The sequence below is a fragment of the Dinoroseobacter sp. PD6 genome, from assembly GCF_028807315.1.
In the GTDB taxonomy this organism is placed as follows: domain Bacteria; phylum Pseudomonadota; class Alphaproteobacteria; order Rhodobacterales; family Rhodobacteraceae; genus Dinoroseobacter; species Dinoroseobacter shibae.
This window is the reverse complement of sequence record NZ_JARAMN010000002.1, coordinates 439,185-456,932: the sequence shown is the minus strand read 5'-3', so window position 1 is coordinate 456,932 and position 17,748 is coordinate 439,185. Positions and strand designations below refer to the sequence as shown.

Genomic DNA, 17,748 nt, shown 5'->3' with positions numbered 1-17,748 from the left:
TCAGCGGATCGCCAGGCCGTCGGTGTCGAAGAACGACAGACGGTCGGGATCGAAACTCAGGCCCACCGCGTCGCCCGGTGTCAGGTCGGTGTCCCCGATCACCCGCACCGTCACCCGCCCCTCGGGCCCGCAATCCAGCACAAGCAGGGTGTCGGCCCCGAGGTATTCGACCACATCCACCCGCCCGTCGCAGGCCCCGGTCCCCGGCGCGCCCGGCGTGATATGCTCGGGCCGGATGCCCAGCTGCACCGCCGGACGGTCCCCGGAGAACACCCCGCCGCGCCCCGGACTCAACCTGTAGCGTCCCGCATCGGCGGTACAGGGCATGACGTTCATCTTGGGGCTGCCGATGAACTGCGCCACGAACAGGTTCGCGGGGGTCTCGTAAAGCTCCCGCGGGGTGCCCACCTGCGCGATCTTGCCAAACTCCAGAACCACGATCCGGTCGGCGAGCGTCATCGCCTCCACCTGGTCATGGGTGACGTAGATCATGGTGGTGTCGAGGCTCTGATGCAGCTTGGCAATCTCGTAGCGCATCTCGACCCTGAGCGCCGCATCGAGGTTTGAGAGCGGCTCGTCGAACAGGAACGCCGTGGGCGCGCGCACGATGGACCGGCCGATGGCGACCCGCTGCCGCTGCCCGCCGCTGAGGTCCTTGGGCCGGCGGTCGAGATACGGCTCCAGCTTCAGCACGGCGGCCGCCGCATCCACCTTCTCGGCGATCTCGGCGGCGGGGGCGCCTGCGGTTTTCAGGGAAAAGCCCATGTTCTCGCGCACCGACATATGCGGATAAAGCGCATAGGACTGGAACACCATGGTCAGCCCCCGCTTGGCGGGCGGATGGTCGGTCACATCCACCCCGTCGATCAGCATCGCACCGCGCGAGGTATCCTCCAGCCCGCCGATCATCCGCAGCAGCGTGGATTTTCCGCAGCCGGACGGGCCGACGAAGACCACGAACTCACCGTCGCGGATCTCCAGGTCCACGCCCTTGATAACCTGCACGTCGCCGAACCATTTCTCGACCTTGCTCAGGGTTATCGCGCCCATCGTCCCCTCCCCACATTCGGACTGCACCAGGCGAGCCACACGGCGGCGGTCCAGGTGAAGTCGCGCCCCCCCGCCGGCGCGCCGGTCAGGGGGTCGAAATATTCCGCGAACCCGTTCTCGGCGATCAGCCGCGCGGTGCTGTCGCGCAAGGCGGCGCCTTCGGGCAGGCCCGCCTCGTCGAACCCCATGGCGATCAGCATGTTCATCATCGCCCAGCTCGGCCCGCGCCAGTATCGCTTGGGCTCGAAGGCTGGGCTTTCGGGATCGTGGCTGGCCACGCCGAAGCGCACCGGGGCCTGCACGCGGGCGTAGGTCGCCAGGCTGTCCTTGGGATCGATGCCTGCGTACCAGCACAGGAAGGCCGCGTTGCTGACCGCCTGCGCCCAGGCCCCACTGGCGGTGTCACGCACGTCGTAGGCGCCAAGGGCCGCGTTCCACAAGGTTTCCGCCCCGGCCTCCAACTGCGCGATCCAGTCGGGCAGCGACGCGGTGTCGAGACCCAGCTCCCGCCCGAGCCACGCGAGGTCCCGGTGCGCCCGCAGGAGCGTGAAATGCATGGTCGGGTCGGCCATGCGGAACGGGTTGATCTCCAGCAGCCGCGCCTGGTCCCAGCCGCAGTCATGGCCCTGCTTGACCAACCACAGGTAGCGGTCGTAGTCGGATTTCTTCGGCCGCATGCTCGGGTCCACATGCCCGGTGTCACGCCGCTCATACGGGTCGATGCCCACCGGCTCGATCCGCGCGAGCGGCCCGTCCCAGTCCGGCGCGTTGTCGCGCCCGGCCTCCCATGGATGGGTCAGGCAGGCCGCCCCGGCATCCAGCCGCCAGTCCATGAACCAGCGATGCCAGGCGATGAATTTCGGATAGAGGGCGCGCATGGGCGCGGCCCCGGCTGACGGGTCAAGCTCGTAGATCAGCCGCGCCATGGTCGCCGCTATGGGCGGCTGGCTGATCCCCGAGGACGGCACCGGCCCGACCCCGCCCCAGATGTCGGGACCGGGGAAGTAGCTCGGGTCGACATTGTGGAACTGGATATGCGGTACCATCCCGTCCGCCCACTGCCCGGCCATCAGCACCTCCAACTCGCGCCAGCCGCGCGGCAGGTCGAACATCGCGTAGCCAAGCGCGGCAAAGGCGCTGTCCCAGTTCCACTGGTAGGGATAGAGGCCTGCCGTGGGCACGGAATACCCGCCCCGGTCGTTCATCCGCAGAATGCGCTCGGCCTCCGCATCCAGCGCAGCGGCGTCCATGGTGTCCTTCATCCCTTCACCGATCCGGCCGTCAGGCCCTTGGTCATGAACCGCTCCAGCCCCAGGAAGATCGCCATGATGGGCACGGTCGCGATCACCGCGCCGGCCATCAGGTGCTGACGCGGGATTTCGGAGCTATTCAGGCTCGCGATGCCGCGGGTGAGCGTGAATTTCGACGGATCGTCCAGTAGCATGAAGGCCAGCAGGAACTCGTTCCAGGCGATCATGAACACGTAAAGACTCACCGAGGCTAGCGCCGGCAGCGCGAGCGGCAAGGTGATCTTCCAGATCACCTGCAATCGATTCAGCCCGTCCATCAGCCCGGCCTCCTCGACCTCCGCCGGAAGCCCGCGGAAATAGCCCTGCAGCATATAAAGCGCCACGGGGATCGTCGTGACCGGATAGATCAGCAAGATGCCGATGAGCGTGTTCCGAAGCCCCGTGACCGAAAACGCGATGTAGATCGGCAGGGCCAGCACGATCATCGGCACCATGTAGATCAGAAGGATCGACCGCGAAAACGCCGCCCGCCCGGCAAAGCGCAGGCGTGCAACCGCGTAGGCCCCGGGGATCGAGAACGCGAGCGTGATCAGCACGGTCAATACGGACACGAAAAACGAGGTCCACAGATAAGTGCCGAAATTGAACTGCCCGAACAGCTCCGCATAGGACCGGAACAGGCCCCAGCCCTGGCTCAGATCCAGCGAGAAATCGAGCGGGTTCTGCAACAACGCCTGCTGGGATTTCAGGCTGGTCATCACCATGACGTAGAACGGGATCAGTACGACCGCGGTGAAGAAGATGTAGCCAAAGCCCGTCAGAAACCGGATCACCGCCGCCTCGAACTCGTGCCGGTTCAGCCGCCCCGCAGGCATCTCGTGCAGGATCCGCGCCAGAGACCAGACAAAGACCACCGCCAATCCCCCCGCCGCGATCCAGCGCGACAGGAGCGCCACCTCAGGCCCCAGCACCATGGGACCGACCCCGATCAGCACCAGCCCGAACACCAGCAATCCGGCCCCCGCCTGCACGCTCCGCTTGCCCGGGCGCAGGGGCAGCAACGCCCCCAACACCCCGCCCCACAAGAGCGACATCCAGATCGCGGGCCTGAACGGATCGCCGGTGGCAAAGGACATGGTCACCGCCACCGTGGTCGACAGCACCACCATCCACAGCGCGCCCAGAACCGGGCCGGTCACAAGCCCATGCCAGAACAGCTTCACCGCCCGCCCCTTTCATCTTTGGCCAAAAACGCCCGCCGGAGGCATGCGGCGCAGCCGCGTCCAAGGATTTTGCAAAATCCTTGCCGGGCGTCGGAGGCTGCGCCCAGACCTGCAACGGAGTGCACACGCGACGGACTGCGTCCATCGCTGCCGCGCACACGGCGTCCTGCATGCAGCAGCACGTCGGTCACAACCCTTCCTCTCGGCTGATGAAGCGGAAAAACAGCACCGAGAACAGCAGCAGACAGCCGAAGATCACCACGGCCACCGCCGCCCCCGCGCCGATATTGCTGACCGCGAAGGCCTGCTCGTAAACATTCACCGTCAGCGTCCGTGTCCCCGCATTCCCGCCCGTCAGCAGGAAGATGTCGTCGAACTTGTTGAAGGTCCAGATGAAGCGCAGCAGGAACAGCACCGACAGGATCCCCACCAGCATCGGCAGGCTGAGATACCAGAACTTCTGGAACGGCGAGGCACCGTCCATGTCCGCGGCCTCGTACATATCGGTGTCGATGCTCTGCATCCGGGCCAAAATGAACAGAAAGGACAGCGGGAAGTACCGCCAGATCTCGAACACCGTCACCATGATCAGCGCAAGCGGGCGCTGGCCGAAGAAATTGATCGCCTCGTTGGTCACCCCCATCTGGATCAGCAGCGCATTGGCCGAGCCCGAGAACGGATCGAACAGGGTCACCCAGGTGAAGGCCACCGCGATGACCGGCGCGACATAGGGGAACAGGTAAAGCCCCCGCAGGATCCCCTGCCCCCGGAACGACTTGTTCAGCAAAAGCGCCGCGAAAAGCCCGAACAGAAGTGCGCCGAGCGTGCCGAACACCGTGTAGAACATCGTCACCCCGAGCACGCCCCAGAACTCGTCGGCGTCGAAGATGCGCGCGAAATTCTCCAGGGTGAACTCGGCATTGGTCAGGATGCTGTCGCCTTCGCCGGTGATCCTGGGCAGGCTGCCCTCGACCACCTCCTCCACCGCGTCTTCATCCGCCCCGGGGGCGAGCGTGATCGGCAGGGCGAAGCGTTCGTTGAACCCGCCCGCGATATCGCCGTAGTCGCAGCGCAAAGCCCGCCCCGAGAGGGTGCAGAACTCCGGCAGCCCCTCGCCCACCACGACCGTGTCCGGCAGGGTGTCGGTCAGGGTGACGCCGCGGATCTCCTTGTCCTGAGACGAGTTGCGCAGCCGGTACTCGATCCGCAGGTCCTCGCCCGAGCCGCGCAGGCTCTCGCGCACCACGGGCGCCGTGGGGCGCAGATCGGCCAGCCCGACCGGCTTGAAGCTGATCCAGAAAATCGCCAGCAGCGGCAGGATCACCACCAGCGACACGCTGATCACCGTGGGCAGCAGCAAGCCCCAGGCCAGCCGCGCCTCGCGCTGCTGCAGAGCGCCGCGCCCGGTGGGCGGCGTGGGCGTGGGTGTGTCGGTCATGCGAGGTCGCTCCGCGGCAGGGTCGCGGTGCCCCACGGGTGGGGCACCGCATCGGCCCAGATCAGTCGATCTGCGACAGCGCGTCGTTCATCGCGGCCACGGCGGCGGCGGCATCGACCTCGCCATCGATATACTGGCGCACGATACGGTTGATCGCCTGGCTGTTGATCATCTTGGAGGCCAGCGACAACTGCCCCTCCGCCACGCCCCAGCGCTGCGCCACATCGAGCCCGCCGACGATCTCGTCGATCATCGCCGCGTCATAGAGATCGCCCAGCGGCGCCTTGCGATCCACGCCCACGGGCAACTGCGACCAGGCGTCGGTGAACTTCTGCGGATCGTCCGCCGTGCCCTTGCGCACCGGGAACTTGCCCTCCGGCGCGATGCTCAGGGTCTGGGTATAGCCCTCGTCCATCGAGAACTTCACGAACTCCATCGCCGCGTCTGTGTCCGCGTCCGTGGTGATGCCGAAATACCGGATATCGCCCCAGGCAGCACCTTCGGGGTTCGACGGGCCGGAAAAGTTGGTCACGATGCCGGTCAGGCTGGCCAATTCCGCGCTGGTCGGGTCGTCGTTGATGGTGGGCGGCGCGCTGTCGCGCAGACCGGCCAATTCGTCGAGGATGAAGGGCGACCAGATGATCATCGCGGCCTGTCCCGCGAAATAGAGCTCCCGCGACTGCTTCCAGTAAAGCTCGCCCGGGGGCGAGGCCTCGGCGATCGCCTTGTAGAACTCCAGCACCTCGGTGGTAGCGGCCTCGTCGAGCGGCGCGAAGCCATCGTCGTCCACCGGGCTGACGCCGTTGGCGAGGAACACATGCTCCAGAACCTGGGACATGAAGTTCTCGTCCACCTTGGTGGCGGCCACGAAGCCGTACATCTCCGGCGGATTGTGCAGCGCCTCCAGCGCGGCAGTCACATTGGCAAAGGAGGTCGGCGGCTCCAGCCCCATCTCCTCGAACTTGTCCTTGCGATAGACGATCATCTGGGTCCAGCCATCCACCGGCACCGAGGCCACGCCATCGCCGGTGGAGGCCATCTGCAAGGCCCCGGGCGCAAAGGTATCCTCGCCCAGATCCTCGACCACCTCGGTGGCGGCATCGGTGTCCAGAATGCCAGCCTCCGCCCAGGGCAGCGCGTATTGCAGGGTGTGATAGATCACGTCCGGCAGATCACCCGCCGCGAAGGCCGCCGTGGCCCGGGTGCCCAGGTCGCTCTCGGTGACCGGGATCACCTCCACGGCGGTGCCGGTCTGCGCCTCGAATTGCGCGGCCATTTCCTGCTGCTTGGCCAGGCGCTCGGGTTGCTCCTCGGTGGTCCAGAAGCGGATCGTGTCGGCGCTGACGGTCCCTGCGGTCAGGGCCATGGCGATTGCGGCGCCGAGCATCAGGTGCCCGCTGCGGGTCGTCGCGTGATAGGTCAAATCATCCTCCCATGGATCGGTTTTGTCCCAAGACGCAGCTGATTTCGGAGAACAATTCCCGGTCAAAATACCGATTGGATGCTCAAGATCCGTTTCAAAACCGTCACAGACCTCGCGCCTTGGACCAGTAATAACGGCCCCGCTCCCCGCTCTCAAACACGCCTCCTGAGCGATAGTTTGTGCGCCCAAACCGTTTTGGGCAAGGGGTTTTTTGGATATCGGGCAGGCGATCCGCGCCGCGGCACCCACACCGAACACAGCCCGTCCGCCCGCTGAAAAACATGGCTTACGTAGGGTCAAACGAAATTTTCATAAAGATTAGAGGCATCCTGTGGTAACATTTTTTTGCGAGCAGCTGCCGTAAAGCTCGCGTGTTTGAGTGGAGTAAGACCATGCAAGACAAGACACCGCCTCAATCCCCGCCCCCTCCCCCGGCGCAATCCTCCGGGCAGACCAGCGGTCCCGGGACGGACCAGTCGCCCCCCCGGTTCACGGACTGGGCCTCAATCTGAGCGTCGCGCGCCCGCTTCGGCGCGTCGGAGCCAGCGCCCTCCGGGGCCTTTCGCGGCGGCTGTGGCCGCAAGGGCTGGGGTCATGACAACCCCGCTGGAAACCGTGCGCAACATCGGCCCGGCCATGGCCAACGCCCTTCGCCTAGCTGGCGTGGGCAGTGCCGAGGCGCTCGTAGCGATGGGCGCGGATGCGGGCTACCTGCGGCTGCTGAACCCCGGCGCACGTCCCCATTTCATCGCCTATTACGCCATGGTGATGGGGCTGCAAGGGAGGCCTTGGAACGATGCCAAGGGGGCAGAGAAAGCCGCCTTGCGCGTCCGCTTCGACAGGCTCAAGGCCGATGCCAGCCCCACGACAGACACAACCTTCGAACGTCTTTTGGATGAGATCGGGGTCCGGCCCGCGCGCTAGCGCCCCTGGGCCCGCCGCGCACATTCCGCCGGCGCGGTGAACCGGTCGAGCAGCACGGATTTCGTCCGCACACGACTGCCTCGGATGTCGAACCGCACGGCAAAGGGCGTGAACCCGGCATAGCCGCCGCCGCGCTTCTTGGCGTTCACCTCGCCGCAGACCACGTAGTCGCCTTCGGGCGTCAGGTAGGCGGCGGACATCCGGTAAAAGGACGACAGCGGCTCTGAAATCGTGCCACGCATCGCCTCTTCGGCCTGAATGCGCAGGTAATTGTCCAGCGGCACCGATTGCGTCGAGACCTGGGTCGGGCTGCCGCAGGCGCTCAGCAGCGCCGCCAAACCAAGGGCAGCGATCGGTCGCAACGCGCAGAAGGAGTCAAGGGCGGGCATGGCAGGTCTCCGATCCGTTTGGCGGCACCTTGAACGGAAAAACAGGCACAAATGAGGCCGACGCGGCCATCTTTGTTTCCATCTCTCGAGACCAGACATGCAAAAGCCGCCCCAGGGCGGCTTCTGACGATCCCTCCTGGCGGCAGGTTCAGCCGACCAGTTCGAGCCCGGAGAAGAAATAGGCGATCTCGACCGCCGCGGTCTCCGGCGCGTCGGAGCCGTGGACGGAGTTCTCGCCCACGCTTTCGGCGAACTCGGCGCGGATGGTGCCGGGGGCGGCATCGGCGGGGTTGGTCGCACCCATCACTTCGCGGTTCTTGGCAATGGCGCCCTCGCCTTCGAGCACCTGAACGACCACGGGCTCGGAGGCCATGAATTCGCACAGCTCGTCATAAAACGGCCGCTCGGCATGCACGGCATAGAATACACCCGCCTGCGCCTTGGTCAGGTGGATCCGCTTTTGCGCGACGATGCGCAGGCCGGCATCCTCGAACTTGGCGTTGATCTTGCCGGTCAGGTTGCGCTTGGTGGCGTCCGGTTTGATGATGGACAGTGTACGCTCGATGGCCATGTGTCTCGCTCCTACGTCTGGGGCGGGCGGAGTGCCCGCGAAATCCTCGGGCGCCGCCTAGCACGGGCCGTGCCGCATGAAAAGACGTGATCGGAGCGCCCCGTTGACAGGGGCCGCAAACAGGGCCACATCGCCCCCATGCTACGCATCGATGACATCTCCTATTCGGTCGAGGGGCGCCCGCTGCTCGAACATGCCTCCGCGGTGATCCCCAATGGGCACAAGGTCGGCCTGGTGGGGCGCAACGGGACCGGCAAGACCACGCTTTTCCGGCTGATCCGGGGCGAGCTGACGCTCGATACGGGCGAGATAACCCTGCCCCGCGGCGCGCGCATCGGCGGGGTCAGCCAGGAGGTGCCGGGCAACGAGGTGTCGCTGCTGAACACGGTGCTGGCCGCCGACACCGAACGCGCGGGCCTGATGGCGGAGGCCGAGACCGCCACCGACCCGGGCCGGATCGCCGAGATCCAGACGCGGCTCGCGGATATCGACGCCTGGTCGGCCGAGGCGCGCGCGTCGTCGATCCTGCGCGGTCTGGGCTTTACGGAGCCGGAAACCCACCAGCCGTGTTCAGCCTTCTCGGGCGGCTGGCGGATGCGGGTGGCGCTGGCGGCGGTGCTGTTCTCGCAACCCGACCTGCTGCTGCTGGACGAGCCGACCAACTATCTCGACCTCGAAGGGGCGCTCTGGCTGGAGGCGTATCTCGCCCGCTATCCGCACACGGTGCTGATCGTCTCCCACGACCGGGGGCTGCTGAACCGCGCCGTGGGCGGGATCCTGCATCTCGAGGACCGCAAGCTCACCTTCTATACCGGCCCCTATGACCAGTTCGCCCGCCAGCGCGCCGAGAAACGCGCGCTGCAAGCCGCCGCGGCGCGCAAACAGGACGCCAAGCGCGCCCATCTCGAAAGCTTCGTGAACCGGTTCAAGGCCAAGGCGTCGAAGGCCAAGCAGGCCCAGTCCCGGGTCAAGATGCTGGAGAAGATGGAGACGATCCGCGTCCCCGAGGATGCCGCGCGCACGGTCTTCACCTTCCCCATCCCCGAAGAGCTCAGCCCCCCCATCGTCGCGACCGAGGGGGCCTCGGTCGGCTACGACGGGACGGCCGTTTTGCGCGGGCTGTCCCTGCGGATCGACCAGGACGACCGGATCGCGCTGCTGGGCCGCAATGGCGAGGGCAAGTCGACCCTGTCCAAGCTGCTCGCCGGGCGGCTGGAGGCGATGGACGGCACGCTGACCGCGTCGAACAAGCTGCGCATCGGGTTCTTCGCCCAGCATCAGGTGGACGAGTTGCGGGTCGAGGAAACCCCGCTGCAGCACCTGCTGCGCGTGCGTCCCGATGAAGGCCAGGCCAGGCTGCGCGCGCGGCTGGCGGGCTTCGGGCTGATGGCCGCACAAGCCGAGACCGAGGTCGGACGCCTGTCGGGCGGGCAGAAGGCGCGGCTGTCGCTGCTGCTGGCGACGCTGGATGCGCCGCATCTGCTGATCCTGGACGAGCCGACGAACCACCTGGATATCGAAAGCCGCGAGGCGCTGGTCGAGGCCCTGACCGCCTATACGGGGGCTGTGATCCTGGTGAGCCACGACATGCACCTGCTGAGCCTGGTGGCCGACCGGCTGTGGCTGGTCAAGGATGGCCATGTGGCGCCTTACGAGGATGATCTCGAGGCCTACCGCCAGATGCTGCTGACGCCCGACAAGCCGCGCAAGCCCAAAGCCGCCCCCGAGGCCGCGCCCAAACGCCCCTCCCGCGATGCGATCCTGGCCCTGCGCGCCGAGGCCCGCAAATGCGAGGAACGGGTGAAGAAGATCACCGAGATGCAGGAAAAGCTGTCGAAAAAGCTCGCCGACCCCGCGCTTTACGAGGACGCCAAGGCGGGTGAGCTGGAAACCTGGAACCGCAAATATGCCGAGGTGATGGACGGGCTCGACCGGGCGGAGGCGATGTGGATGGCCGCGCTCGAAAAGCTGGAGAAGGCCGAAAAGGCCGCCTGAGCCGCCCGGGCTTGCCAGACCGACCCGGCCCGCCTAAAGCGGGGCCATGACCAGCCCCGAAGCCATCACCGCCTTTGTCGCATTGTTCGTCGTGATCGACCCGATCGGGCTCGCGCCGCTTTTCGTGGCGCTGACCCAGGGCATGGATGCACGGGCGCGGCGGGCGATTGCCCTGCGCTCCTGCGGCGTGGCACTCGGGCTTCTGACGCTGTTCGGGGTGGCGGGCGAAGCGGTGCTGGGGTTTCTCGGCATCTCGATGCCCGCCTTTCGGATCGCGGGGGGGATCCTGTTGTTCCTGACCGCCCTCGACATGCTGTTCGAGCGGCGCACGAAACGCCGCGAGGACCAGGCCGCCACTGCCGATGAGGGCCACCCGGAGGACCCTTCGGTCTTCCCGCTGGCCACGCCGCTGATCGCCGGGCCCGGGGCCATTGCGACGATGATCCTGCTGACCGGCGAGGCCCAGGGCAACTGGCTGCATGTGGCCTCTGTCCACGGGGTGATGCTGGTGGTGCTGATCTGCGTTCTGGCCCTGTTTTTGCTGGCCGGGATGTTGGAGCGGCTCTTAGGCCAGGTGGGCATCAACGTCATCACGCGCCTGCTGGGCATGCTCCTTGCGGCGCTGTCGGTGCAATTCGTGCTCGACGGGATGATCGATCTGGGGGTTTTGTGACATCCCCTCTCCCCCCTGCGGCGGAACGTCCTATATAAGAGGCCATGAGCGAGATATCCGTCCCCAACCTGATCTACCTGATTTTGCTACTTCTGTTCATCGGCGGCGGCACCCTGATGGCGTTTCGTGGCCAGCTGGGCGCGTTGGTGCGCACGGCGACGACCTGGGCGCTGCTGTTTGCGCTGGTGGTGATCGGTTACGGCGTGTTCAGCGACCAGCGCTCGCCCCTGCCCCGGCAATCGGTCTTTGCCGAAACCGGCCGGGTGGAAATCCCCCGCGCAATGGACGGGCATTACCACGTGGTCCTGGACGTGAACGGCGCGCCCATCGAATTCATCGTGGATACCGGCGCGAGCGACATGGTGCTGAGCCTGCAGGACGCCGCACGGGCCGGGATCAACCCGGAAAACCTGATGTTTTCGGGGCTGGCCATGACCGCGAACGGGCGGGTGGAAACCGCGCCGGTGCGCTTGAAGGAAGTGCGGCTGGGTGGGATCTCGGACGAGAACGTGCGCGCGGTGGTCAATGGCGGAGAGATGCACCGGTCCCTTCTTGGGATGAGCTATCTCAACAGCTTCGACCGGATCGAGATCAACGACGGCCGCCTGATCCTCGAACGGGGCGTCTGAGCCCTGCGGGCACCGGTCGGCGCCGCGTCGGCTTTGTGTCGGGCATGTGTATGGCAAGTGTCGGGCAAATTGCCTGACAATCCGGTTTTCCCAGTATTTACGGCGTGTTGAGAGTCACGCCGTGCCGCCCGGCGAGGTCGGTGAAGAACTGCCACGCGACCCGGCCCGAGCGCCCGCCACGGGTCGCCTGCCACTCGATCGCCTCGGCGCGCAGCACCTCGGGCGCGACCTGCAGCCCGTAAGCCGCGCAGTAGCCGTCGATCATCGCGAGATACTCGTCCTGGCCACAGGCATGAAAGCCCAGCCAGAGCCCAAACCGGTCCGAGAGCGACACCTTTTCCTCCACCGCCTCGGAGGGGTTGATCGCGGACGATCGCTCGTTCTCGATCATGTCGCGGGGCATCAGGTGGCGGCGGTTCGAGGTGGCGTAGAACACCACGTTGTCCGGCCGCCCGGCGATCCCGCCATCCAGCACCGCCTTGAGCGATTTGTAGTGCTGGTCGTCATGGGAGAAGCTCAAATCGTCGCAATAGAGCACGAAGCGATGGCCGGGCGCGGCGCGCAGATGGTCGAGCAGCCGCCCGATGCTGGCGAGATCCTCGCGCGGCACCTCCACCAGCTTCAACTCGTGCCCCTGGCGTAGCACTTCGGCATGGACCGCCTTGACCAGCGACGATTTCCCCATCCCCCGCGCGCCCCAGAGGAGTGCGTTGTTCGCGGGCAGACCGCGGGCGAACTGCAGGGTATTCTCCAGCAAGGTGTCGCGCGCCCGGGTAATGCCCACCAGCAGGGCGATGTCGATCCGGTTGACGTCGCGCACCGGCAGCACCGCCTCGGGCCGTTCTTGCCACAGGAAGGCGTCGGCGCGGGTGAAATCCGGGGCGGCCAAGGGCGGCGGGGCGAGACGCTCCAGCGCCTCGGCGATCCGTACCATCACGTCTTCGGTCAAATCTTGTCGCCTCCCGGGCCCGGCTTGGCCGCCGGATCGTCGTCGTCGCGGAACTCGTCGTAAAGCGGGTCGTCCTCAAGGTCGGGGGCGTCGTCGTCTTCATCCCACAAACCTTGCGCGCGCAGCTCCTTCTCGCGCTTCTTCTCGACGCGGCGCACGAGGAAGATCGACACCTCGTAGAGCCCGTAGACCACCACGAAGAGGATCAGCTGCGTGACCACGTCGGGCGGGGTCACCAGCGCCGCCAGCAGCAGGATGCCCACCATGGCGTATTTGCGCACGGTCCCCAGCCCCTCGGCCGAGACCAGCCCCGCCTTGCCCATCAGCGTCAGCAGAACAGGCAGCTGGAAACACAGCCCGAAAGCCATGATGAATTTCAGGGTGATGTCGAGGCTTTCGTTCACCTTGCCGAAAAAGGTGATGCGCACGCCCTCCTCGGTTTCCGGCACGATGATCGGCATGTTGCTCAGGCCATCGACATCCGGAGAGATGACCGGCGGGCCGGTCTCGGGCGGCACGAGGATCACCCCGTCGGGCACATCGGGCGCGGCCCCCGACAGCAGGTTGGCGAAGATCGAGCTGACATCGGCAAAGCCCAGAAAGAACGCCATGGCGAGCGGTGTCACCACGAAATGCGCGAAGCTCGCACCCAGCAGGAACATGAAGGGCGAGGCGATGATGAAGGGCAGAAACGCCGCCTTTTCCGTGCGGTAGAGCCCCGGCGCCACGAAACGCCAGAGCTGGTGCGCGATCACCGGGAAGGATAGCGCGAAGCCGAACACCATCGAGATGCGGAACAGCGTGAAGAGGTATTCCTGTGGCGAGGTGTATTGCAGCGTCGGCGACGGGTCGCCCAGCTCGCGCAGGGTTTCCTCGATCGGCACCAGCAGGAATTGCAGGATCGGCTCGGCCACGGTGAAGGCCAGCACGATGCCCACGATGAAGGCGAGAACCGAGCGGATCAGCCGAGTGCGCAGCTCTGCCAGATGCTCGATCAGCGGGGCGCTGCTGTCTTCTATTTCGTCGGGTTTGGACATGGGGGGCGTCAGGCCTTGTCAGCTTGCGGCGCGGCCGGGGGTGTGGGCGTGTCGTCGGGGCGGTCCGTCTTGGGCGCGGCCTCGGCGGCCTTGGCGGCCTTCTCGGCATCCAGGCGGGCCTGCGCCTTTTTCGCGCTGACCTCGTGGATCTTTTTGGCGGCCTCGGCGCGGTCCTTGGACAGACGGTCGGTTTCGGTCCCGGGTTGCCATTTCTCGAAGGATTTGGCGGCGTCTTCCAGCCGGTCGATGCCCATCTTCTTGGGGTTGGCCGCGTCCTTGAAATCCTTGGCCATGTCCTTGACGCCCGACTCGTTGGCCGCGTCGTCCATGGCGCGGCTGAACTCGCGGGCCATGCCGCGCATCTTGCCCGTGAACCGCCCGAGGGTGCGGAACAGCTTGGGCAAATCCTTGGGCCCCACGACGATCAGCGCGACAATGCCGACCACCAGAAGTTCGGTCCAGCCGAGATCAAACATCCTGCGATCCGATCCGGATCAGACTTTGTCTTTGTCGGTCTCGGGGGTGTTTTCGGGGGTCACGTCCCGGGCGACCTCGGCGGAATCCTCCAGTTCTTCCTTGCTCTCGTTCACGCCCTTCTTGAAGGCGGTGATCCCTTTGCCGACCTCGCCCATAAGCGAGCTGATCTTGCCGCGCCCGAAGAGCACGAGCACCACGATGGCGATGAGAAGAAGGCCGGGAAGTCCGATATTGTTGAGCATGTCTGTATCTCCTGGGTGCGCGCCCGGTCGCCGGGGCGCTGTTGGCACCAGAGCTACGCAAGGGCGGGGGGGATGAAAAGTGCGATTTGCCCGGCGCGGGCATTTTGCCCGTGTCCCCTGGCGATTTGCCGGGTCGGGGCGGGATTGCCGCCGTGCCCCTGACAGGTTAGTGTCAGGAGCAATGGAGCCCCGCATGTCCCGTCCAGAACGCCTCAAGGCGCTGATCCAGTCCCTGGGCACCGGCCCCGCGCGCACGGCGGCGGAGTTGGCGGCGCGGTTCGGCGTGACCGAGCGGACGATCTACCGCGACATGGACCGGCTGCGGGCCGAGGGGGTGCCGCTGGCGGGCACGCCGGGCCAGGGCTACCGGCTGACGGCGACGTTCGCCCTGCCGCCGCTGGCCCTGTCGGCGCGGGAGTTGGAAGCGCTGCACCTGGGGTTGTCGATTGTCGGCGAAGCGGGGGATGCGGGGCTGGCGAAGGCGGCGGCCTCCCTGTCGGCGCGGATCGACGGGGCGCTGTCGGAGGATGCGGGCACCGCCGGGGCGCGCTGGGGCTTCACGCCGACGCCCACGGGGACGGCGGCGGAATACCTGCGTTTCCTGCCGACCCTGCGGGCGGCGTTGCGGGCGCGGCAGAAGATCGCCCTGCGCCTGCGCGACGGGTCCGAGCACCAGATGCGGCTGCTGGCGCTGGAGTATCACGGGCGGCTGTGGATTTGCGGCGGCTGGTGCGAGGGGTGCGGGGCGTTCCACCGGGTGCGGCTGGACGAGATCAGCGATCACCGGCTCCTGACGGCGCTGTTCGTGGATGAACCCGGGCGGGATCTGGCGGCGTATCGCGCGGCGGTCTGAGCGTCAGTCGCGGGCGGGGAAGACGAAGCAGCGGTCGCGCCGCATGGACAGCCACAGCACGGTGCCCGGTTTGGGCATGAAGACGCCGGGAACCTTGGCGCGCAGGATCACGTCGTCGAAATCCATGCGGAATTCCACGAGGCTTTCGGCGCCCATGAAGCGCGCGCGCTGCACCGTGCCGCGCGCGGGCGTGCCGTCCTGGGGGGTGGGCAGCGGCCCCTGCCCGTTCCGATCGAAATCGATGCGCAGGTGCTGGGGCCGGATGACGATCTCGACCCGGCCGCCATTGGGCACGCCGGGGGCGAGGAACTGGCCGAAGGGAGTTTCGGTGAGCGCGCCCTGCACGGTGCTCTCGATCACGTTGATATCGCTGAAAAACGCCGCCGCCGCCTTGTCCACGGGGGAGTTGTAGACGTTGTAGGGCGCGCCCTGCTGGACGATCTTGCCGCCGCGCATCAGCGCGATGTTGTCGGCCATGCGCATGGCCTCTTCGGGCTCGTGGGTCACGAGCAGGACGGCGGTGCCCTCGTCCTTGAGCACTTCGAGCGTCTCGTCGCGGATGCCGTCGCGCAGGCGGTTGTCGAGGCCCGAGAAGGGCTCGTCCATCAGCATCACGCGCGGGCGCGGGGCGATGGCGCGGGCCAGGGCCACGCGCTGCTGCTCCCCGCCCGACAGCTGGTGGGGGAATTTCCCGGCGTCGCCCAGAAGGCCCACGCGGTCGAGCAGCTCATGGGCGCGCGCGCGTTTCTCCTTGCGGCTGCCGGAGAGGCCGAAGCCCACGTTGTCGGCGACGCAGAGATGGGGAAAGAGCGCGAAATCCTGGAACATCAGCCCGACGGAGCGGGCCTCGGGCGGCAGGTGGATGTCGTCGGAGGACACGACCTCGCCATCGACGGTGAGCGCGCCAGAGTCCTGCCGGTCCACGCCCGCGATGATCCGCAGGGTGGTGGATTTGCCGCAGCCCGAGGGCCCCAGAAGGCAGGTGACCTGCCCCGGCATCACCCGGATCGAGACATCGTCCACCACGCGCTGCCCCTGGAAATCCCGCACCAGGTGGGAGACTTCCAGCCGGGGAATCGGTTGATGTTTCAAGGGGGCCGCCTCAATCCCGAAGGTTTTTATCGGAAATGAGGGGTATCAGCGTTGCCCGGCTGCTGCAAGACGGCGTCCGCGGGCCCCGGCGATCACGGCCGCGAAGCCCACGGCGAGCACCGTGATACAGATCACCAGAAGCTGGTCGTATTTATGGGCGTCGGGCAGCAGGGCCGCGACGATCGCGTTGGCGCGCAGGAAATAGGCCGCAGCCCCGAGGATCGCGGCGCCGAAGGCCACGAGATAGGACCAGAGCGGGATGGGCCGCCCCATCACCAGCCCCACGACCAGCACCGGGGTGAGGAACATCGAGGCCGTGCCGCTGACGGCGACCGCATCGAACAGGGACGCGTTGCCCCAGAGCGTCAGCCCCGCGCCGAGCGCCATGAACCCCACCATGGCGATGCGCCCGCCCGTCAGGCTACGCGGCAGCAGGCGCAATTCCTCGACCGTGATGCGCGCGGCCGAAGACAGGGCCGAATCGAGCGTGCTGAGCGCCGAGATCAGCAGCGACAGCATCAGCGCGGCCCAGATCCAGGGCGGGAACATCATTGCCCAGGTGCCCAGAAGCTCCCCCTCGTATTCGGCGCCCACGAGGCTCGCCTGGATGCCGAACATGCCGAAGCCGAGGATGCACAGGACCGAGATCCAGAAGGCATGCAGGAACGACCGGCGGGTGGTTTTCTCGTCGGCGAGAAAGCCGCGATCCATCATCACCGGGTCATGGGCGGGGTAGGAGAAGACCTGCAGCGCCGCGACCGCCAGCAGGATCCAGCCCTGCCGCGCGCCAGCGGTGCCCTCGGCGGTCAGCACCGCGGCGAGGGAGAAGTCGGGGCCGGTCACCAGGGCGGCGAAGGCGATACCGAAGACCACGAGGAACAGCAGCATCTGCACCACATCCGTGCGCAAGGCCGCCGAGAGCCCGCCCCAGGCGGAATAGGCGAGGCCCAGCACCGCCACGGCCAGCACCGCGATCGTGCCCGCGCCGCTCTCGGGCAGGAGCGCGTTGAAGATCAGGCCGACCACCAGCAGGTTGGCGAACACCTCCGACAGCAGGCGCAGGGCGATCACCACGTTGTAGCTGCCCTGCCCCGTGCGCCCGAACTGCGCGCCGAGCCAGTCCTGCACCGACCGCCCGCCGCGGGCCCGGATGCGCGCCACGATGAACCCGCCCGTCAGGAACGAGCCATAATAGGCGGCATAGGCCAGCGTGCCCGCCATCCCGTAGAAATAGCCCAGGATCGCCGCATTCATCAGCGAGCGCGCGAAGATCCAGGTGGTCACCTGGCTCAGCACGAGGGTCCAGAGACCCGGGGCCGCGCCCGTGGCGCTGGCGCCGCCGAAGAACCCCTCGACCGAGGCGCGGCGCGGGGCCACGGCCACGCTGGCCACGGCCACCAGAAGGAAGGCGAGCGCCACATAGATCGTCATCATGGCCGGGGATCCTCGTCATCGGCGTGCGGTTGCCAAGGGCTAGCAGTCGGACGGGCGCGACAAAAGCGTCATGGGGCCCGTCCACAGGAAAGTGAGGCG

Annotated in this window: 18 protein-coding genes; 5 read left to right on the top strand and 13 right to left on the bottom strand. The window is 66.8% G+C overall.

What is annotated here, in order from left to right; translation table 11 throughout:
• From PVW48_RS05560 to PVW48_RS05540, 5 genes are all read right to left on the bottom strand, one after another.
• Complete coding sequence (locus PVW48_RS05560) at positions 1 to 1,050, bottom strand: ABC transporter ATP-binding protein (protein ID WP_274580624.1); 1,050 nt, start codon at positions 1,048 to 1,050, stop codon at positions 1 to 3.
• Positions 1,038 to 2,312: an MGH1-like glycoside hydrolase domain-containing protein gene (locus PVW48_RS05555; protein WP_274580623.1), complete on the bottom strand. Its 1,275-nt coding sequence runs from the start codon at positions 2,310 to 2,312 to the stop codon at positions 1,038 to 1,040. The genes PVW48_RS05560 and PVW48_RS05555 overlap by 13 nt, the downstream gene beginning before the upstream one ends.
• Positions 2,309 to 3,523: a carbohydrate ABC transporter permease gene (locus PVW48_RS05550; RefSeq protein ID WP_274580622.1), complete on the bottom strand. Its 1,215-nt coding sequence runs from the start codon at positions 3,521 to 3,523 to the stop codon at positions 2,309 to 2,311. The genes PVW48_RS05555 and PVW48_RS05550 overlap by 4 nt, the downstream gene beginning before the upstream one ends.
• A gap of 187 nt (positions 3,524 to 3,710) precedes the next feature.
• Positions 3,711 to 4,961 carry a carbohydrate ABC transporter permease gene (locus PVW48_RS05545; RefSeq protein ID WP_274580621.1) on the bottom strand — a complete coding sequence of 417 codons (1,251 nt, stop codon included), beginning with the start codon at positions 4,959 to 4,961 and terminating at the stop codon, positions 3,711 to 3,713.
• Positions 4,962 to 5,022: 61 nt separating this feature from the next.
• Positions 5,023 to 6,348, bottom strand: a complete 1,326-nt coding sequence (locus PVW48_RS05540; protein WP_274580620.1) for an ABC transporter substrate-binding protein — start codon at positions 6,346 to 6,348, stop codon at positions 5,023 to 5,025.
• 630 nt (positions 6,349 to 6,978) lie between these two features.
• Here PVW48_RS05540 and PVW48_RS05535 point away from each other — a divergent pair.
• Positions 6,979 to 7,308, top strand: a complete 330-nt coding sequence (locus PVW48_RS05535; RefSeq protein ID WP_274580619.1) for a TfoX/Sxy family DNA transformation protein — start codon at positions 6,979 to 6,981, stop codon at positions 7,306 to 7,308.
• Here the strand turns inward: PVW48_RS05535 and PVW48_RS05530 are convergent.
• Complete coding sequence (locus PVW48_RS05530; protein WP_012178023.1) at positions 7,305 to 7,697, bottom strand: hypothetical protein; 393 nt, start codon at positions 7,695 to 7,697, stop codon at positions 7,305 to 7,307. The genes PVW48_RS05535 and PVW48_RS05530 overlap by 4 nt on opposite strands.
• A gap of 148 nt (positions 7,698 to 7,845) precedes the next feature.
• Positions 7,846 to 8,268 (bottom strand): nucleoside-diphosphate kinase, encoded by a 423-nt coding sequence (ndk, locus tag PVW48_RS05525; RefSeq protein WP_012178022.1) that lies wholly within the window; start codon positions 8,266 to 8,268, stop codon positions 7,846 to 7,848.
• 138 nt (positions 8,269 to 8,406) lie between these two features.
• Between ndk and PVW48_RS05520 the strand changes: the two genes are divergently transcribed.
• Genes PVW48_RS05520 through PVW48_RS05510 form a run of 3 tightly spaced genes read left to right on the top strand, consistent with a single transcriptional unit; the run spans position 8,407 to position 11,565 of the window.
• Entirely contained in the window at positions 8,407 to 10,263 is a 1,857-nt protein-coding gene (locus tag PVW48_RS05520; RefSeq protein ID WP_274580618.1) for an ABC-F family ATP-binding cassette domain-containing protein, read from the top strand.
• A gap of 46 nt (positions 10,264 to 10,309) precedes the next feature.
• Positions 10,310 to 10,936 carry a MarC family protein gene (locus PVW48_RS05515; RefSeq protein WP_012178020.1) on the top strand — a complete coding sequence of 209 codons (627 nt, stop codon included), beginning with the start codon at positions 10,310 to 10,312 and terminating at the stop codon, positions 10,934 to 10,936.
• A gap of 44 nt (positions 10,937 to 10,980) precedes the next feature.
• Entirely contained in the window at positions 10,981 to 11,565 is a 585-nt protein-coding gene (locus PVW48_RS05510; protein WP_274580617.1) for a retropepsin-like aspartic protease family protein, read from the top strand.
• Positions 11,566 to 11,662: 97 nt separating this feature from the next.
• On the opposite strand, the gene PVW48_RS05505 is transcribed toward PVW48_RS05510, so the two are convergent.
• From PVW48_RS05505 to PVW48_RS05490, 4 genes are read right to left on the bottom strand one after another with little or no spacing between them, the layout of a single operon-like run.
• Positions 11,663 to 12,514: an ATP-binding protein gene (locus PVW48_RS05505; RefSeq protein ID WP_274580616.1), complete on the bottom strand. Its 852-nt coding sequence runs from the start codon at positions 12,512 to 12,514 to the stop codon at positions 11,663 to 11,665.
• Entirely contained in the window at positions 12,511 to 13,551 is a 1,041-nt protein-coding gene (gene tatC / locus PVW48_RS05500; RefSeq protein ID WP_274580615.1) for a twin-arginine translocase subunit TatC, read from the bottom strand. Before tatC ends, PVW48_RS05505 begins: the two co-directional genes overlap by 4 nt.
• 8 nt (positions 13,552 to 13,559) lie before the next feature.
• Entirely contained in the window at positions 13,560 to 14,027 is a 468-nt protein-coding gene (tatB, locus tag PVW48_RS05495) for a Sec-independent protein translocase protein TatB (protein ID WP_274580614.1), read from the bottom strand.
• Between the two features lie 18 nt (positions 14,028 to 14,045).
• Entirely contained in the window at positions 14,046 to 14,270 is a 225-nt protein-coding gene (locus PVW48_RS05490; protein ID WP_012178015.1) for a twin-arginine translocase TatA/TatE family subunit, read from the bottom strand.
• A gap of 193 nt (positions 14,271 to 14,463) precedes the next feature.
• Here PVW48_RS05490 and PVW48_RS05485 point away from each other — a divergent pair, with 193 nt between their 5' ends.
• The gene (locus tag PVW48_RS05485; RefSeq protein ID WP_274580613.1) at positions 14,464 to 15,123 is read left to right on the top strand and encodes a helix-turn-helix transcriptional regulator; all 660 of its coding nucleotides are present in this window, start codon (positions 14,464 to 14,466) and stop codon (positions 15,121 to 15,123) included.
• Positions 15,124 to 15,126: 3 nt separating this feature from the next.
• Here PVW48_RS05485 and PVW48_RS05480 read toward each other — a convergent pair whose 3' ends face one another.
• Positions 15,127 to 16,215, bottom strand: a complete 1,089-nt coding sequence (locus PVW48_RS05480) for an ABC transporter ATP-binding protein (RefSeq protein WP_274580612.1) — start codon at positions 16,213 to 16,215, stop codon at positions 15,127 to 15,129.
• A 45-nt stretch (positions 16,216 to 16,260) separates the two neighbouring features.
• Positions 16,261 to 17,649, bottom strand: coding sequence for a sodium:proline symporter (locus tag PVW48_RS05475; protein WP_274580611.1), 1,389 nt, complete (start codon positions 17,647 to 17,649; stop codon positions 16,261 to 16,263).
• Positions 17,650 to 17,748 lie beyond the last annotated feature (99 nt).

Excerpts from the sequence above, each read along its gene's own strand:
- PVW48_RS05560 (WP_274580624.1), bottom strand. The coding sequence starts at position 1,050 with ATGGGCGCGATAACCCTGAGCAAGGTCGAGAAATGGTTCGGCGACGTG.
- PVW48_RS05485 (WP_274580613.1), top strand. The coding sequence starts at position 14,464 with ATGTCCCGTCCAGAACGCCTCAAGGCGCTGATCCAGTCCCTGGGCACC.
- tatC (WP_274580615.1), bottom strand. The coding sequence starts at position 13,551 with ATGTCCAAACCCGACGAAATAGAAGACAGCAGCGCCCCGCTGATCGAG.
- PVW48_RS05510 (WP_274580617.1), top strand. The coding sequence starts at position 10,981 with ATGAGCGAGATATCCGTCCCCAACCTGATCTACCTGATTTTGCTACTT.
- PVW48_RS05490 (WP_012178015.1), bottom strand. The coding sequence starts at position 14,270 with ATGCTCAACAATATCGGACTTCCCGGCCTTCTTCTCATCGCCATCGTG.
- PVW48_RS05520 (WP_274580618.1), top strand. The coding sequence starts at position 8,407 with ATGCTACGCATCGATGACATCTCCTATTCGGTCGAGGGGCGCCCGCTG.
- PVW48_RS05475 (WP_274580611.1), bottom strand. The coding sequence starts at position 17,649 with ATGATGACGATCTATGTGGCGCTCGCCTTCCTTCTGGTGGCCGTGGCC.
- ndk (WP_012178022.1), bottom strand. The coding sequence starts at position 8,268 with ATGGCCATCGAGCGTACACTGTCCATCATCAAACCGGACGCCACCAAG.
- PVW48_RS05545 (WP_274580621.1), bottom strand. The coding sequence starts at position 4,961 with ATGACCGACACACCCACGCCCACGCCGCCCACCGGGCGCGGCGCTCTG.
- tatB (WP_274580614.1), bottom strand. The coding sequence starts at position 14,027 with ATGTTTGATCTCGGCTGGACCGAACTTCTGGTGGTCGGCATTGTCGCG.
- PVW48_RS05555 (WP_274580623.1), bottom strand. The coding sequence starts at position 2,312 with ATGAAGGACACCATGGACGCCGCTGCGCTGGATGCGGAGGCCGAGCGC.
- PVW48_RS05515 (WP_012178020.1), top strand. The coding sequence starts at position 10,310 with ATGACCAGCCCCGAAGCCATCACCGCCTTTGTCGCATTGTTCGTCGTG.
- PVW48_RS05535 (WP_274580619.1), top strand. The coding sequence starts at position 6,979 with ATGACAACCCCGCTGGAAACCGTGCGCAACATCGGCCCGGCCATGGCC.
- PVW48_RS05530 (WP_012178023.1), bottom strand. The coding sequence starts at position 7,697 with ATGCCCGCCCTTGACTCCTTCTGCGCGTTGCGACCGATCGCTGCCCTT.
- PVW48_RS05540 (WP_274580620.1), bottom strand. The coding sequence starts at position 6,348 with ATGCTCGGCGCCGCAATCGCCATGGCCCTGACCGCAGGGACCGTCAGC.